The organism is Maribacter luteus, from assembly GCF_009674825.1.
Classification (GTDB): domain Bacteria; phylum Bacteroidota; class Bacteroidia; order Flavobacteriales; family Flavobacteriaceae; genus Maribacter_A; species Maribacter_A luteus.
In genome coordinates, this window is record NZ_WKJH01000026.1 from 103378 (window position 1) to 118930 (window position 15553).

Sequence of the window (15553 nt, forward strand, 5' to 3'; positions counted from 1 at the left end):
GTTGAAGTGTCCCAAGACAGTATTCCTGCTATTTTTCCTTTGCCTGTTCGCAAACACCAAAGCGCAAACAGCAACTATAACAGGTATCGTATTTGATGAAAACAATGACCCTTTACCGGCCGTAAACATAACAAGCCTCGCCCAAGGAACAACAACCGACGAACAAGGGTATTATCTCTTACATATCGTTGCCGATCAAGAGAACAAAATTACCTTCTCACACGTAGGCCATGGTAAGGTTATTTTAGAAGGATTGATTCTTAACTCGAATGAAATCTACGAATTCAATCCGGTTCTAAACACCAAAATAACCCAAATCGAAGGGGTCACCATTTCGGCGAGTGGTGAAAAAAAAGTAGAAGGCATAAAAAGTATCTCCCCACAAATGGTCAGGAAAATTCCTGGGGCCAATGCCGGGGTTGAAAATATTCTAAAACTTTTACCGAGTGTAACATCGAATAACGAACTCAGCACCCAATATTCGGTACGTGGGGGCAACTATGATGAAAATCTGGTATACATCAACGAAATTGAAGTCTATCGCCCGTTTTTAATCCGGGCCGCACAACAAGAAGGCCTCAGTATCGTGAATAGCGACCTTGTGCGAAAGGTAGAATTTTCCGCTGGTGGTTTTCAGGCAAAATATGGGGACAAGCTTTCTTCAGTTTTGGATATCACTTATAAAAACCCAACCGAATTCGGTGCGCAATTAGATGTAAGTCTTTTAGGTGCAAGCCTTGCCATGGAGACCCTTTCCAAAAACAAAAAAATCTCCAACGTAACGGGAATAAGATATAGGAACAACAGCCTATTAGTCAATAGTCAACAGACCAATACTAATTTTAAGCCAACATTTGCGGATGTCCAGAGTTATCTCACCTATCGTATATCGAACAAAATACATTTAGATTTTTTCGGAAACCTTTCAATCAACGACTATCAAAATGAACCGTTGGACAGACAGACTAATTTTGGGACCATTTCTGACCCAAAAACCCTTCTAATCCGTTATTCAGGTAGCGAAAACAATAGATATGCCACGGCACTTGGTGCCATAAAAGCCAACTACCACTTGAATGAATCAGTAACGTTAAAACTGATTTCCTCCCTTTACCATACCACTGAAGAAGAATACTCCGATGTCGTTGCCCGTTACGCCATAGGACAGGTCAATACTGATTTGGGAAGCGAAAATCTAGGTGACGTAACCATAGCACGCGGAGTGGGGGGTCAATTCTCAAGGGCACGAAACGAATTGGACGCTTTGATATTCAATCTAGAACAAAGCGGTATTTTCTCTACAGGAAAAAAGAAATTACAATGGGGAATAAAATACACACACGAAGATATACGGGATCAACTACGTGAATCGGTTTTTCTGGATTCCGCAGGTTTCTCAGTACGCCCTCCATTTGCCGAATACGTGAACAACCAACCAGAAACCCCTTTTGTTTCCCCCCTTGTGCCCTATCAAGGAATATCGGCGAGGAACTTTGTAAAAACCAATCGTCTTTCAGCCTACACACAATTTGGTGAGAGCAAGTCTTTGGACATGGGTGATATGTATTACAATATAGGGGTAAGAACACATTATTGGCATGTGGGCGGAAAAGGTATATCAAATGGCTCCCAAATCGTTTTCAGCCCTAGGGGACAGTTTTCTTTTAAACCTAAATGGAAAAAGGATATGCTTTTCAGAACATCTATAGGTGTTTATCACCAACCCCCATTTTATAGGGAATTACGGGATGCCACAGGAAATATAAATCCAGATGTGAAAGCACAAAAGTCCATTCATTATGTCATCGGTAATGAATATAGCTTTGAACTTTGGGAGCGACCTTTTACCCTAATCAGTGAAGCGTACTATAAAAAATTGGACAATGTAAACCCATACACATTGAATGATGTGCGCATTCGTTACGCAGCGGAAAACAATGCAAAGGCATATACTTATGGGGCAGAAGTTCGATTGAACGGAGCCTTTGTTCCCGGGACGGAATCTTGGGTCAGCCTGGGGTATTTGCAAACCAAGGAAAATATTGACAATCAGGGCTACATACCAAGACCAACCGATCAGCGCCTGAAATTGGGTATTCTTTTTCAAGATTACGTTCCTACCATCCCTAATTTAAAAATGTATCTCAACCTGATCTATAATACCGGGGTTCCCGGAGGATCCCCGAGCTATGCAGACCCATATGATTTTCAGAATAGATTAAGAGATTATAAGCGTGCTGATTTAGGAATTTCCCATATTTTTGTATCCGCGGAAAAAAGGTATCCTAAAAATCACTGGTTACACAGGATAAAGGAACTGAGTCTTGGTTTTGAAATCTTTAACCTTTTCAACAACCAAAACTCGATTACCAATACGTGGGTCAAGGATGTGGAAAGCAAAAATGAATTTGCTGTCCCCAATTATATGACGAGTCGGGTACTGAACCTACGACTTAAAATGCGGATGTAATAAAAATGAGGCAGCCGTTAAAAATAAAAGTAATGAAAAAGTTATTTGTATTGATGCTCTTTTTATCCGGCATGTTGGCGAGTGCCCAAAAAAACATCTATGAGCATAAAAATTTCGACTATCTGAGTCAAAACCATAAAGTATTGGCCATTCTTCCTTTTCTTACCAATTTGGAATTGAAACATGATATCGATAAGGAAGAATTGGAGCGTTTAAAAGAAAGGGAAGGTTATGCCGTTCAAAGTGCCTTGGAAACTTATTTCTCAAACCGAAAGAAAAAAAAGAAATTCTCAGTCGAATTCCAAAACACAAAGAACACCAATGCCATTTTGGCCCAGAACAACATCACCTATGAGAATATTGACATCTACACCACGAAGCAACTAAGTGAGATTTTACAAGTTGATGGCCTGATAAGTGGGAGCATTGACCTCAACATTCTTCTTTCGAAAGGAATACCCACTGAATTCAGTTTTGTGGATTATTTCTTGGGAGATTCCAACTATGGGCGAATCGGTATTAAGATCAGTGATGGCGATTCAGGCAAATTACTTTGGAAATATGAGAAAAAAATAGACAAAAAAACAGGCAAGAACACCTATGACCTTATTGATAAGATGATGAAACTTGCTACACGTAAATTCCCCTATGACCGTGAAAAGAAAAAAGACAAGATTAAAAAGAGTAAAGCCTAAATCCCAATAAGCTGTTTTAACGTATTGATCGTATAATCCAATTCTTCTGTGGTATTATAGCTAGAAAAAGAAAATCTCATAGACGTTTTCTTCATTTCTTCCTTACTTAGTACTTCATTCAAAACATGTGACCCAGCATCACTACCAGACTGGCAAGCACTTCCTTTGGAACAGGAAATCCCTTTCATGTCTAAATTGAACAAAAGCATTTTCGATTTTTCATCATCAACGGGCAAACCAATATTCACCAGGGTATAGGTACTTTTTCCCAAAGATTTGGAAAATCCGTTAAAAAACACGCCCGGTATTTGTTCTGTGAGTTGATCAATAAAATATTTTTTTAGTCCTTCTATATAGGATTGCTCATCAGAAAGATTTTCATAAGCGATTTTAAATGCCTCTTCCAAACCCACTATATTGTGTACAGATTCCGTACCGGCCCTAAGTCCCCTTTCCTGACCACCTCCCGAAATCATGGGTTTAAGACCTGAATTATTGCGGACAAATGCAAAACCGACGCCTTTGGGCCCATGGAATTTATGTGCCGAGGCAGCCATAAAATCTATAGGTATCTCACTAACATCCAACAAATAATGACCAACAGCCTGTACGGTATCGGAATGAAATAAAGCTGAGTTTGCCTTGCATAGTTCCGCCACTTCTTTTAATGGCAATAAATTTCCGATTTCATTGTTCACCATCATTAGACTTACTAACTTCTTAGTATCGTCTGCTTGCAATAATTCCCGTAAATGTGAAAGTTCAGGACTCCCATTTTCGTCTAAGTCAACATACTTTAACGCAATACCGAATTCGGTTTCCAGAGCCTGTGAAGTATGCAATACTGCATGATGCTCTATTTTAGAGGTTATAATGGTTTCGACCCCCAAATCACGAACAGCACTCCTAAGTACCATATTATCTGCCTCGGTACCTCCAGATGTGAAGATAATCTCTGATGGGTGTGCCTTTAATTGTTTGGCAATGTTCTTACGCGCCGTTTCCACAGCCGTTTTAGCCGTACGACCAAGACCATAGGTCGATGAAGGATTACCATAATAATCAGCCAATGCCCCTTGCATCTTCCTTATGACCTCTTCCCGTATTCGGGTAGTGGCCGCATTGTCTAAATAAACATTTTTCATGGGTACGCGCTAAGCTAAAATTGAGGCAAAATTAACGGATTAAAATGTAAAATCTATCCCAAAGAAGATAAACTTCTTGTTTATTTCATTTAAATTTGACGCATGAAAAACCTATTCGTTTTAAGCCTATTCACCCTGCTGGCATCATGTAATGACGGTGATTTACAAATAGAGACCATAGATTTTGACAGCGAGGATATCGAATATTGTGATGATGTTACCGTTGGCGAAAGCACTGTACTTTTCAAAATTAACGATGATGAGGCCTTGATCCTAGTATTGCCCGATGACGTGTTAAAAAATGAGGTTTCGGAAACTACGATAACCAGTGAGGTAAATGATGAATCCTTCCTAACCTATCGTCTTTTTTCCGATGATGTGGACAGTGATTATTTTTGTAGCGATATTCCGGAAGCAACCCCAAGCGTTATTGATGAAATTGAAGCTGAAAGCGGATCTGTACTGATCAATACAACAACTGAAGATTCCATAACCTTTACCCATACAATCACCTTAAGTGAGATTTCTTTCATTACTTCGGACGATAGCCGTATTACCGATTTGAGCATCAATGATTTTGGAACAGTGACTACAACAGTGGAATAGCTTAACTATTTTGATAAATATAGACCTCTGTTGCCCCTAAGCCATATTTCTGATAATCGGCATCATAATACTTAACGTTGTCATACCTTCCAAAAAGAAAGTTAAGCTCCTCTTTCAACACACCTTCACCAACACCGTGGATAAAAACTACCTTTTGAATGCGCTTACGCATGGCAAATTCCAATTGTCGTTTGGCCGTTTCCATTTGTAGGTTCAACATTTCATGATTGCTCATCCCCTTTGGGGATTTTACTAATTGGTTAATATGTAGATCAACCTCCATTCTCGGTGCATTGCGTTCTTTTGTCTTGGGTATGGTTGCTTTTTTCTTTTTGGCAGTCTCTTTTTCAGCCTTTACTTTGGCCACTTCATAATTTGTAACACGTATGTCATCGGCAGGGGAACGCTTAACCAGTTCATTGGGTGCAAATTGCAAGACAAAACCATCTTCAGATTCAACGGTGATTCCAGTATCGGTAACGGAAACCACTACCCCACTTAACATTTCATCTAACACCTCTACTTTGTCCCCTACTTTAAAAAGCCGCATAAATTTGTTTTATACCCCAAAAATAATAGTTAATTTTCCCAATCAATAATAAATGTAAAAATGCAATTGGCGAATTTCATGATTTCTTTGGATGATTATATGCTTCCATGTCTAAACAAGAAATTATTTGGCTTCGATTGCCCTGGTTGCGGTGCCCAGCGTGCTATCTCGTTTCTGCTTCATGGAGAGTTTGCTGATGCATTCGCCATGTACCCTGCCATATATACCATTATTCCCTTGTTGGGTTTTTTATTGGCTGACAGTTTTTTTACAATCAAATATGCAAATAAGATTATTATCACCTTAATGATATCGAGTGTTGTGTTGATACTCGGCAACTATATTTTAAAATTTATATAACAACCAAAAACCTTAAAATTATGGAACAACAAAAACTACCTAATGTAACAATATCGATAGTACTATCGATAGTATCTTTTATTTGCTGCTGCTTTAGTGCCGGGATCGGAGGTATAATCCTTTCTGGTATTGCTTTACTCTTAACTAAAAAAGATGAAAACCTTTATAAGCAAAACCCTGAAAACTACAGTAATTTCAGCACCCTGAAAACAGCGAAAATCGTGGCAATCATAGGACTTGTCTTAGGGGTTATTTCACTAATATGGACCATTTACTCCGTACAACAAATGGGTGGTTGGGATGCCTATATGGAACAAGTGCAGGACATGATGGATCAATGGCAATAAACCAATCGATTTAATAATGAATATGAATAGAGAAACTTTACCCGATTCGGGGAATGTATTGACTTTTGGCATATTGTCAATTGCTTTGACTATCTTTTGTTGTGGCCCATTTGGGGGTATTTTCGGCATTATCGCCTTATCTAAGGCTAAAAAGGCCGAACGCATCTACAATGTTGAACCTGATAGATATAATGGATATGAAAATGTAAAAACCGGAAGAATCCTTTCTTATATCGGTATTGCATTGGCCGCGATATTATTGGTCTTCACCATCATTTATTTTGGGGTAATTGCCGCAATAATTGCAGGATCCGCATCTGGATCTGATTTTGCATTATAGAAAGTACAATTTTGATTTAAAAAAATCCCCTGAACAGATGTTCAGGGGATTTTTTATTTTACTTTTTGAATTCTTTTATTGTTTTTGAGATAATTGAAACACACTCCATCAATTGCTCCTCGGTCATTACCAAAGGTGGTGCGAACCTAATAATGTTTCCGTGCGTTGGTTTGGCCAAAAGTCCGTTTTCCTTTAGGGCCATGCAAATATCCCAAGCAGTGGAACTGTCTTCTGAATCATTGATCAAAATGGCATTCAAAAGACCTTTGCCCCGAACCTTTAATACTAAATCGGTCTGCTTGATCAAATTTTCCATTTCACTTCTGAAAATTTTACCCAATCGGTCTGCATTTTCAGCAAGTTTTTCTTCTTTCACAACCTCTAAGGCAGCAATGGCCACTGCACAGGCCAAAGGATTACCCCCAAAGGTAGAACCATGATTGCCGGGACGTATCACCTCCATAATATCATTATTGGCCAATACAGCGGAAACCGGGAATACCCCTCCTGAAATCGCCTTACCTAAAATAAGTACATCAGGTTTAACCTCAGGAACGCCACTACATGATTTATCCGTGCATGAACAATTGCCACAGGTGGCCAAAAGCCGACCCGTTCTTGCAATCCCGGTCTGCACTTCATCTGCTATGAACAATACGTTCTTCGACTTACATAATTGTAAAGCTTCACTTAGATAGTTTTCATCAGGAACAAAAACACCTGCCTCGCCTTGTATAGGTTCAACCAAGAATGCAGCAACATTTTCATCTTCCAAAGCTTCCTCCAAGGCCTGGATGTCGTTATAACGTATAGAAACGATTCCCGGAGTAAAAGGTCCGAAATTCTCAGTTGCCACCGGATCGTTAGATGCCGAAATAATGGTAACCGTTCTACCATGGAAGTTATTTTCACAAACAATGATCTTCGCTTGGTTCGCATGTATTCCCTTTTTCTCATACCCCCACTTACGTGCCAATTTAATAGCGGTTTCAACCGCTTCGGCCCCTGTGTTCATTGGTAAAACTTTGTCGAAACCAAAATACTCGGTAACATACTTTTCATATTTTCCGAGCATATCATTATAAAATGCCCTTGAGGTCAAGGTCAATTCTTCGGCTTGTGATTTTAATGCACCAACGATTTTAGGATGGCAATGCCCTTGATTTACTGCAGAATACGCGGAAAGAAAATCATAATATTTTTTTCCTTCAACGTCCCAAACATAAACTCCCTCCCCTTTGCTCAACACAACAGGTAGTGGATGGTAGTTATGCGCTCCATACTTTTCCTCCAAAGCGATAGCCTCTTTAGAACTCATTTTTTCTAAGACTGACATGTTAATTGATTTTTTAATATAAAACTTTAGCAATTCCTTCTTTGGGAGAGAAATCATCCTACTGTAGAAAACAAAAATAGAAATTATATCCTTTCATCGATCATTTATAGGCCATTGTCGATTTGGATCTAAACGAATTTGAATCAGGATTTAATCCTTTACAAATATCATAATTTTAAACGTAACCATTAAACAAACACTACTAATGAATTATCTACAAAACACCTTGAACAGTTTATCCAGTTCGCTTGGTGATTACTTACCCAATACGATTGCAGCCATTTTAATCCTTATCATAGGCTCACTTATTGCCGGCTTTATAAAAAGATTGATTACAAAGCTGATCAAAAGAACCAAAATAGATGATAGGCTTAGCTCGGACAAAATGAAACTTTCGAGTTTCATAGGAAAACTGGTGTATTTTCTCGCCATGATATTCGTTTTCATGCTTGCCCTTGAAAAACTAGGCATGACCAATGTACTGGATCCCGTTAAGAATCTGCTCAACAATTTCTTGGCCTTTGTTCCCAATATCGTAGGTGCCGGTCTTGTAGGCTACATTGGCTACATGTTAGCGACCATCGTTTCTGAATTGGTCGGGCTATCAGGTGATACGATTCAGAATTTCGTACCTAAATTAAGACTGCCCAACAACCTGAATCTTGTGGGTATTTTAAAAAAATTGGTTTTCATCTTCATCTTCATTCCTATGCTGATCACGGCTTTGAACATCTTGAACATGGATACGATTTCAGAACCGGCAACTGTAATGTTAGAGCAATTTTTCGCCGCTATACCAAGAATCCTTGTCGCTGTTATCATTTTGATTTTCTTCGTTGTCGGTGGCCGTTTCGTTTCTCAATTATTGAGTGACCTTCTCGAAAACCTAAAAATAAACGAGCTTTTGAGCAGTATGAACCTCGAAGGGATAACCGCCAAAACCAATATTCCTAAATTGGTAGGTAACCTTGCATTCTTCTTTATCGTACTTTTTGGCCTAATGACCGCCATTGAAAAATTAGAGTTCATTAAGCTAACCGAAATACTAAACAACATAGCCGGTGTAGCGGGCAACATCCTTTTCGGAATGATAATCCTTATTATTGGTAATTGGATTTCGGGTATCGCCTACAAAAGCCTTTCAAAGAGCAATAACAACCAATTTGTCGCTTCCATACTTAGGATTTGTGTACTCGCCATCTTCTTGGCCATGGGTCTGAAAACTATGGGGATCGGGGACGAAATAATAAATATGGCATTCGGTATTACCTTGGCTACCGTCGCCATTACCATAGCTCTTTCCTTTGGTCTTGGAGGGCGAGCGGCTGCCGGCAAACAAATGGAACGTATCTTGGATAAGTTCAACCAGAAGAAATAATAATCGTATAGATTATTTGTATTTAGCAACCTAGGGGATTCTGAAATTCAGAATCCCTTTTTTTTTATCCATACCCGATCCTTGCTTGAAAATATTGGTTATGTGGAATGTTCAATTATTCTAAAAACCACTGGAAAACATGAAAGGAATATCTTTTAGGATATTTTTATTACTATCCTAATAAAGATACCCGTAATAAATGCAAAGCTATTAGTATTTTTGCTGCATGCGGAAAAAGAAAACAAAACAGATTTTCGAAAATGTTGAAGTTATCGATGCCGGGGCCAAAGGAAAAACCATTGGCAAGGCTCCCGATGGCCGGGTTATTTTTTTAACCAATACGGTACCGGGCGATATTGTGGATGTGCAAACAACAAAAAAAAGAAAATCATATTTCGAAGGTATTGCCACGAACTTTCATTCCTATTCGGATAAACGAACCGAACCCCAATGCGAACATTTTGGGGTTTGTGGTGGTTGTAAATGGCAACATATGGGCTATGAACACCAACTATTTTACAAACACAAAGAAGTTGAGAACAATTTAAGACGTATTGGTCACTTAGAACTGCCCGAACCCAACCCCATTCTAGGATCTAAGGACCAGTATTTTTATCGCAACAAAATGGAGTTCTCGTTTTCGGATAGCCGTTGGTTATCCTTGAAAGAAATTCAATCGGACGCTGAAATTAAAGACAGGAATGCTTTAGGTTTTCATATCCCAGGAATGTGGGACAAAATACTGGACATTAAAAAGTGTCATCTTCAGGCCGACCCATCGAACGCCATTCGATTGGCAGTGAAAGATTTCGCCTTAAAGAACAACATTACATTTTTTAATCCGCGAAATCAACATGGAATGCTTCGCACCCTAATGATCAGAACCGCTTCTACAGGTGAAATCATGGTCGTACTCCAGTGTTTCGAAGACAACAAGGTTCAAAGAGAACTTTTATTGAACCATTTAAAAGAACGGTTTCCTGAAATTACCTCATTGCAATATGTAATCAACGGGAAACAGAATGATACGATATATGACCAGGAAATCATATGCTTTGAAGGAAGGGACCATATTATAGAGGAAATGGAGGGACTACGGTTCATGATAAATGCAAAATCCTTTTACCAGACCAATTCCAAACAAGCCTATGAACTTTACAAAGTGACTAGGGATTTTGCCGGGCTAACAGGAAACGAACTGGTTTATGACCTTTACACGGGTACAGGCACCATTGCCCAATTCGTTTCTAAACAAGCAAAGAAAGTTGTGGGTATAGAATCTGTACCAGAGGCCATAGCCGATGCGAAGGCCAACGCAGCCAATAACAAAATAGAAAATGTGGACTTTTATGTTGGTGACATGAAAAATGTTTTCAATACTGAGTTCATAGAAAAACATGGTACGCCCGATATCATTATTACCGACCCTCCTAGGGATGGTATGCATAAAGATGTTGTACAGCAAATATTGAACATTGCCCCGAGGAAAGTAGTTTATGTCAGTTGTAATAGTGCCACACAAGCTCGGGATTTGGCCCTAATGAAAGATATGTATGCCATAACCAAAGTACAGGCCGTAGATATGTTTCCGCAAACACATCACGTAGAAAATGTTGTACTTTTGGAAAAGTTATAGCCACATGAAAAAAATAAGTATTGCAGTTCTAATCCTGATTATTGGTGTAATTTCTTTTTCAGGATGTGAAAAAGATGATATCTGTGTAGATGGTGATGAACCTTTATTGGTTATTCGGTTTTATGATGCTTCGGATACCACCGAATTAAAAGATGTTACCAGTCTTGAAGTTAGGGGACTTTCGGAAACCGACACATTGGACATCATCGACAATGCCGACTTGGATTCCATCGCTCTTCCATTAAGAGCCACTTCCACTTTCACTTCATTTGTGATATCCAGACAATTATCAGGGGAAGACACCGAGAATATTGATGTACTTACTTTCTCACATGAAACAAAGTCCGTTTTTATTTCCCGTGCCTGCGGATATATCGCAAATTACGAAAATCTTAGTGACAGTTTAACCTCAGATGCGGATAACTGGATACAAAGTATCGAAATAGTCAACACCTCCATTGAAAATTCAGACTCAGCCCATGTTAAGATATTTCACTAGCCTTAGTCTTCTTTTATGTGTATTCGCAGGATGGGCACAAAAAGAACCCATAGACCTTCAACCTAAGGATACGGTCGTACATAAACAATCTTACGGTTTAAGGGTTGGTGTCGATTTAAGTCGGATTATAATTTCCCAAACCAGTGACGATTATAAGGGATTGGAAATCGTTGGTGATTATAGGCTTTCCCAAAAACTTTATCTAGCTGCGGAACTGGGAACGGAAGATAAAACCAAACAAGAAGATCTATATAATTTCACGACTTCTGGAAGTTATTTGAAAGCAGGAATAGACTACAACACCTATGAAAATTGGTATGGAATGGACAATTCCATTTTTATAGGCGGTAGACTTGCCTTCAGTAGTTTCAGTCAGACCTTGAACGATTATCAATATTTCAATTCCGATAGATATTGGTATGAGGATGATTTTGCATCTGGCTCTGATATAGCCCAAGAATATGATGGATTGAATGCTGCTTGGCTGGAATTTGTTGTAGGGATAAAAGCTGAACTCTTTAAAAATTTATATTTGGGCGGAAGCGCTAGGGTCGGCCTTTTAGTAAGCAATAAGGAAGATGAAAATTTCCCCAACCTTTTTATACCCGGATTTAATAAGGTTACCGAAGACAGCAAGTTCGGCATAGGATATAACTATTCTATCACCTATATGATTCCGTTGTACAAGAAAGCCAACAAGCCTAAAAAGAAAAAACCTGAAATGGAGCCCAGGCCTGAACGACCAGAAAAGCCAAATAACGGACCTTCAAATTAATTTTTCCTGATTTTGTACCGATTCGGGGAAAGACCTAAATTTCCCGAAAACCTTTGATGAAAATCCATTTCATCATTAATTTTTCACGCGCCCCTTCTTTGACCACAGCAAATTTGGGAGCCAAGACACTTGCTGCGATTGCCGAGGCCAAGGCCAAGTAGAACCTTCCTATACCATCAAAAAAATATCCCAGGGCAAAACGTAAAATCAGGAACAATATGGCAAATCCCAAGAAATTGTATACACCAGCACGTGTTTTAGGCTTCATAAACTAAGCGTTATCCTTATTTTGGTATTTAGCCTTTTTACTCCCTTCATACATCACATATTTTACCAAACGTGACTCTAAATGACTATTGAAAACCTTGATCTTTCGAGAAGGTCTCAAGCCCACGAATTTTAAAGCTTCTAAATTCGATGTTATGAGCCAAGCATCGGTTCCCGGATATTCCTGTTTTAGGGTATTGCCAATAGAGGAATAAAACTCCTCCATATCAAGATTCAATCGTTCCCCATAGGGCGGATTAAAAACCATATGCAAATGATTCTCGGTAAATTTTGTAGAATCGAAAAAGCTTTTACGCTCCACCGTAATATATTCAGAGAGGTTCGCATTGGCAATATTGTCAATAGATTTGCGTACTGCAGAAGGGGCCTTATCATAACCTACGATTTTATGATGAAACTCCCGCGTTTTGTTTAAACTACTATCAATGATTTTCTCGAATAATTCTTGATCAAAATCGTGCCATTTTTCAAATGCAAACTCCTTCCTATTGATGTTCGCCGGAATATTACAGGCAATCATTGCTGCTTCTGTTAAAAAGGTACCACTACCGCACATAGGATCTAAAAAATCGGATTGCCCATCCCATCCACTCATCAATAACAGTCCAGAAGCCAATACTTCGTTAATGGGTGCTATATTGGTCGCGGTCCTATATCCTCGATGATGAAGGGATCTACCTGAGCTATCCAAAGATATATTGCAATGTTCTTTATGAATATGTACATTGATACGCATATCAGGAAACTTCACATCTACATTTGGTCGGTGGCCATCAGTATCCCTGAATTTATCAACAATGGCATCCTTGATTTTCTGTGACACATAAAGTGAATGGGTGAAAACATCTGAAAACAAGGTAGTATCTATAGCAAAGGTAGCATCGGCCGAAAGAAATTCGCTCCAATCCATTTGATAGACCTTTCTATACAGTTCATTTTCATTTCGTACACTAAAGGAATGAATGGGCTTTATAATTTTTATTGCCGTTCTTAAACAAAGATTGGCCTTGTACATAAAACCGGTATCCCCTTCAAAAGAAACGCTCCTTACCCCTTCCTTTACATTTCCGGCACCAAGGTTACGTAATTCTTTGGCCAAAAGCTCTTCAAAACCAAATAAGGTTTTGGCTACCATTCTAAAATTATTGTTCATATGCATTACAAAGATTGCGACAAAAATACAGTATTTTTGCGCCATCAACGACTGTTGTATTTAAAACTAAACCTGCATTAATGACATATGTCCTACTCATTTTAGGCGTCTTATTGAGTTTTGCCTTTGTTTACATTGTAAAACCTACGAACAATACCAATTTTAAGCTCTTATTGGCTTTTAGCGGGGCCTTTTTACTCTCTTTGACTATTTTTGAACTCTTCCCCTCAGTATATGAAGTATCAGATTCAAAGACAATAGGCGTATACATTATGCTCGGTATTTTATTACAGATCTTTTTGGAATTCTTTTCCAAAGGAGCTGAACATGGCCATATGCATATCGATACTGAAAAGACGAATTTCCCTTGGTTACTTTTTATCAGTTTATCCATACACTCATTACTCGAAGGATTTCCCATTCACCAACACGATCATCTTATTTATGGTATTCTTGTACATAAAATACCTATAGCCATTGTTTTGAGCATTTTCTTACTTAACTCCAAGATTAAAATGGTCTATGCCCTTTTCTTCATGGTTCTTTTCTCATTGATGACCCCGTTGGGAAATTACTTAGCAGCTAATTTCGATTTTGCGATCACATACTATGCACCCATTACCGCATTGGTTATTGGTGTGTTTTTACATATATCTACCATAATTCTCTTTGAAAGTTCTGAAGGCCACAAATTTAATCTACGAAAATTGGTCGTTATCATGCTTGGAATAATAATCGCTTATTTGCTTTAAATGTTCAGCAAGGAAGAATCTAAAAGATTACGTCAAGAATTCTGGATTTCTTTCGGAAAATCATTTCCCCGTAAATGGATATTATACGATACCAAGATAAAGGGACTTGCCCTTAAGTTCCATTTTGAAATGAAAAAGGCCATGGTATCGCTCGATATTGATCATTCTGACCTTGCCGTACGGATGGAGTTGTGGGATAAATTGCTGTCCGTAGGATCTTTATTGAAAAATGATTATTTACCCGAAGTTATTTTCAACGATTCCCTGATACTGGATAATGGGAAAGAAATTTCCAGGGCTTATGTAGTATTGAATAATGTCTCCATTCATAATAAAAATACATGGAGGGAAACGATGGAATTTTTGAACGATAATATGTTACTTTTTGAAGCCTTCTTTATTGATTATAAGGAAATAATAGAACCTTGACTATTCGTATTCATTATATTAAACCACATCATAATAAATAAAAAGCCAGTGGCTAATAGCGCCACCTAGTACAAAAAGGTGCCATATAAAATGATTGTAAGGTATACGTTTCCAAGCGTAGAAAATAGTACCGACCGTATAAAACGCCCCACCTAAAAAGAGTAATTGTATACCAAGCTTTGATGTATAGGCCATAATATTGGAAAAGTCCATTACAATCAACCAACCCATTCCAAGATATAAGATTAAGGAAAGTGCTTCAAATCTACCGGTAAAGAAGATTTTTAATAAGGTTCCCACCGCAGCAATACCCCAAACCACATAGAATATAAGCCATCCCTTGCCATTTTCCAATGTTATTAAAGCCAAGGGGGTATAAGTGCCCGCTATCAACAAATAAATACTGATGTGGTCAAACACCCTCAATTTTCGTTTTAATTCAGGATTGGAAACGGAATGGTAAAGTGTAGAGGCTAAAAACAGCACCATAAATGATATACTGTAGATGATTATACTCATTTGGGCATATTCCGTCTTATCGGTATTTTGTTGCAATAGATAATACAATCCAAAAACACCAAAAAGAATTCCCAGACCATGGGAATAAGCATTCCATTTTTCTTCGGTATGATAAGTTAATTCCTTGACCATATTGCTCACTTATTAAGCTTACAAAATTACAAAATAGCGAAATTCAAGGCATAAAAAAAGTCCCTTACATTTCTGTAAGGGACTTTCGAAAAAGGCGGCGGCCTACTCTCCCACTTGGTGTAGCAGTACCATCGGCGCAGACG

18 protein-coding genes are annotated in these 15553 nt (G+C 38.5%); 12 read left to right on the forward strand and 6 right to left on the reverse strand.

The genetic code is table 11. The annotated features are described in order from the left end of the window. The first annotated feature begins 1 nt into the window (after position 1). Together GJ691_RS16200 and GJ691_RS16205 are read left to right on the forward strand one after the other, a co-directional pair. Positions 2-2470 (forward strand): carboxypeptidase-like regulatory domain-containing protein, encoded by a 2469-nt coding sequence (locus GJ691_RS16200; RefSeq protein WP_246200210.1) that lies wholly within the window; start codon positions 2-4, stop codon positions 2468-2470. Between the two features lie 32 nt (positions 2471-2502). After that, on the forward strand, positions 2503-3165 hold the full coding sequence (locus GJ691_RS16205; RefSeq protein WP_154368781.1) for a hypothetical protein: 663 nt from the start codon (positions 2503-2505) through the stop codon (positions 3163-3165). Here the strand turns inward: GJ691_RS16205 and GJ691_RS16210 are convergent. Beyond that, positions 3162-4310 carry a cysteine desulfurase family protein gene (locus GJ691_RS16210; RefSeq protein WP_154368783.1) on the reverse strand — a complete coding sequence of 383 codons (1149 nt, stop codon included), beginning with the start codon at positions 4308-4310 and terminating at the stop codon, positions 3162-3164. The two genes, GJ691_RS16205 and GJ691_RS16210, sit on opposite strands and share 4 nt — an antisense overlap. Before the next feature lie 102 nt (positions 4311-4412). Here GJ691_RS16210 and GJ691_RS16215 point away from each other — a divergent pair, with 102 nt between their 5' ends. Then, on the forward strand, positions 4413-4916 hold the full coding sequence (locus GJ691_RS16215) for a hypothetical protein (protein WP_154368785.1): 504 nt from the start codon (positions 4413-4415) through the stop codon (positions 4914-4916). Position 4917: 1 nt separating this feature from the next. On the opposite strand, the gene GJ691_RS16220 is transcribed toward GJ691_RS16215, so the two are convergent. After that, the gene (locus GJ691_RS16220) at positions 4918-5466 is read right to left on the reverse strand and encodes a Smr/MutS family protein (RefSeq protein ID WP_154368787.1); all 549 of its coding nucleotides are present in this window, start codon (positions 5464-5466) and stop codon (positions 4918-4920) included. Between the two features lie 99 nt (positions 5467-5565). Here GJ691_RS16220 and GJ691_RS16225 point away from each other — a divergent pair, with 99 nt between their 5' ends. Genes GJ691_RS16225 through GJ691_RS16235 form a run of 3 tightly spaced genes read left to right on the forward strand, consistent with a single transcriptional unit; the run spans position 5566 to position 6513 of the window. Then, positions 5566-5826 carry a DUF2752 domain-containing protein gene (locus tag GJ691_RS16225; protein ID WP_343033491.1) on the forward strand — a complete coding sequence of 87 codons (261 nt, stop codon included), beginning with the start codon at positions 5566-5568 and terminating at the stop codon, positions 5824-5826. A 20-nt stretch (positions 5827-5846) separates the two neighbouring features. After that, positions 5847-6173, forward strand: coding sequence for a CCC motif membrane protein (locus GJ691_RS16230; RefSeq protein ID WP_154368791.1), 327 nt, complete (start codon positions 5847-5849; stop codon positions 6171-6173). Positions 6174-6189: 16 nt separating this feature from the next. Further along, the gene (locus GJ691_RS16235; RefSeq protein WP_317666071.1) at positions 6190-6513 is read left to right on the forward strand and encodes a CCC motif membrane protein; all 324 of its coding nucleotides are present in this window, start codon (positions 6190-6192) and stop codon (positions 6511-6513) included. Between the two features lie 58 nt (positions 6514-6571). Here GJ691_RS16235 and rocD read toward each other — a convergent pair whose 3' ends face one another. Continuing rightward, entirely contained in the window at positions 6572-7849 is a 1278-nt protein-coding gene (gene rocD / locus GJ691_RS16240) for an ornithine--oxo-acid transaminase (RefSeq protein ID WP_154368793.1), read from the reverse strand. Between the two features lie 205 nt (positions 7850-8054). Here rocD and GJ691_RS16245 point away from each other — a divergent pair, with 205 nt between their 5' ends. The 4 genes from GJ691_RS16245 to GJ691_RS16260 all read left to right on the forward strand — a co-directional run bounded on the left by GJ691_RS16245 (position 8055) and on the right by GJ691_RS16260 (position 12137). Continuing rightward, positions 8055-9227 carry a mechanosensitive ion channel gene (locus GJ691_RS16245; RefSeq protein WP_154368795.1) on the forward strand — a complete coding sequence of 391 codons (1173 nt, stop codon included), beginning with the start codon at positions 8055-8057 and terminating at the stop codon, positions 9225-9227. 226 nt (positions 9228-9453) lie between these two features. Continuing rightward, on the forward strand, positions 9454-10863 hold the full coding sequence (gene rlmD / locus GJ691_RS16250; RefSeq protein ID WP_154368797.1) for a 23S rRNA (uracil(1939)-C(5))-methyltransferase RlmD: 1410 nt from the start codon (positions 9454-9456) through the stop codon (positions 10861-10863). A 4-nt stretch (positions 10864-10867) separates the two neighbouring features. Beyond that, entirely contained in the window at positions 10868-11362 is a 495-nt protein-coding gene (locus GJ691_RS16255; protein WP_154368799.1) for a DUF6452 family protein, read from the forward strand. Next, the gene (locus tag GJ691_RS16260) at positions 11343-12137 is read left to right on the forward strand and encodes a DUF6048 family protein (RefSeq protein ID WP_154368800.1); all 795 of its coding nucleotides are present in this window, start codon (positions 11343-11345) and stop codon (positions 12135-12137) included. Before GJ691_RS16255 ends, GJ691_RS16260 begins: the two co-directional genes overlap by 20 nt. Before the next feature lie 34 nt (positions 12138-12171). On the opposite strand, the gene GJ691_RS16265 is transcribed toward GJ691_RS16260, so the two are convergent. Together GJ691_RS16265 and GJ691_RS16270 are read right to left on the reverse strand one after the other, a co-directional pair. After that, the gene (locus tag GJ691_RS16265) at positions 12172-12405 is read right to left on the reverse strand and encodes a hypothetical protein (protein ID WP_154368802.1); all 234 of its coding nucleotides are present in this window, start codon (positions 12403-12405) and stop codon (positions 12172-12174) included. A gap of 3 nt (positions 12406-12408) precedes the next feature. Next, on the reverse strand, positions 12409-13578 hold the full coding sequence (locus GJ691_RS16270) for a THUMP domain-containing class I SAM-dependent RNA methyltransferase (protein WP_154368804.1): 1170 nt from the start codon (positions 13576-13578) through the stop codon (positions 12409-12411). 80 nt (positions 13579-13658) lie between these two features. Between GJ691_RS16270 and GJ691_RS16275 the strand changes: the two genes are divergently transcribed. Then, positions 13659-14330, forward strand: coding sequence for a ZIP family metal transporter (locus GJ691_RS16275; protein WP_154368806.1), 672 nt, complete (start codon positions 13659-13661; stop codon positions 14328-14330). Further along, the gene (locus tag GJ691_RS16280) at positions 14331-14759 is read left to right on the forward strand and encodes a DUF4268 domain-containing protein (RefSeq protein WP_154368809.1); all 429 of its coding nucleotides are present in this window, start codon (positions 14331-14333) and stop codon (positions 14757-14759) included. It abuts the gene before it with no gap. An 18-nt stretch (positions 14760-14777) separates the two neighbouring features. On the opposite strand, the gene trhA is transcribed toward GJ691_RS16280, so the two are convergent. Beyond that, on the reverse strand, positions 14778-15410 hold the full coding sequence (gene trhA / locus GJ691_RS16285) for a PAQR family membrane homeostasis protein TrhA (protein ID WP_154368811.1): 633 nt from the start codon (positions 15408-15410) through the stop codon (positions 14778-14780). Positions 15411-15553: the final 143 nt, after the last annotated feature.

Coding starts and splice junctions, on each gene's coding strand:
- GJ691_RS16205 (WP_154368781.1), top strand. CDS start 2,503: ATGAAAAAGTTATTTGTATTGATGCTCTTTTTATCCGGCATGTTGGCG.
- GJ691_RS16210 (WP_154368783.1), bottom strand. CDS start 4,310: ATGAAAAATGTTTATTTAGACAATGCGGCCACTACCCGAATACGGGAA.
- GJ691_RS16215 (WP_154368785.1), top strand. CDS start 4,413: ATGAAAAACCTATTCGTTTTAAGCCTATTCACCCTGCTGGCATCATGT.
- GJ691_RS16220 (WP_154368787.1), bottom strand. CDS start 5,466: ATGCGGCTTTTTAAAGTAGGGGACAAAGTAGAGGTGTTAGATGAAATG.
- GJ691_RS16225 (WP_343033491.1), top strand. CDS start 5,566: ATGCTTCCATGTCTAAACAAGAAATTATTTGGCTTCGATTGCCCTGGT.
- GJ691_RS16230 (WP_154368791.1), top strand. CDS start 5,847: ATGGAACAACAAAAACTACCTAATGTAACAATATCGATAGTACTATCG.
- GJ691_RS16235 (WP_317666071.1), top strand. CDS start 6,190: ATGAATATGAATAGAGAAACTTTACCCGATTCGGGGAATGTATTGACT.
- rocD (WP_154368793.1), bottom strand. CDS start 7,849: ATGTCAGTCTTAGAAAAAATGAGTTCTAAAGAGGCTATCGCTTTGGAG.
- GJ691_RS16245 (WP_154368795.1), top strand. CDS start 8,055: ATGAATTATCTACAAAACACCTTGAACAGTTTATCCAGTTCGCTTGGT.
- rlmD (WP_154368797.1), top strand. CDS start 9,454: ATGCGGAAAAAGAAAACAAAACAGATTTTCGAAAATGTTGAAGTTATC.
- GJ691_RS16255 (WP_154368799.1), top strand. CDS start 10,868: ATGAAAAAAATAAGTATTGCAGTTCTAATCCTGATTATTGGTGTAATT.
- GJ691_RS16260 (WP_154368800.1), top strand. CDS start 11,343: ATGTTAAGATATTTCACTAGCCTTAGTCTTCTTTTATGTGTATTCGCA.
- GJ691_RS16265 (WP_154368802.1), bottom strand. CDS start 12,405: ATGAAGCCTAAAACACGTGCTGGTGTATACAATTTCTTGGGATTTGCC.
- GJ691_RS16270 (WP_154368804.1), bottom strand. CDS start 13,578: ATGAACAATAATTTTAGAATGGTAGCCAAAACCTTATTTGGTTTTGAA.
- GJ691_RS16275 (WP_154368806.1), top strand. CDS start 13,659: ATGACATATGTCCTACTCATTTTAGGCGTCTTATTGAGTTTTGCCTTT.
- GJ691_RS16280 (WP_154368809.1), top strand. CDS start 14,331: ATGTTCAGCAAGGAAGAATCTAAAAGATTACGTCAAGAATTCTGGATT.
- trhA (WP_154368811.1), bottom strand. CDS start 15,410: ATGGTCAAGGAATTAACTTATCATACCGAAGAAAAATGGAATGCTTAT.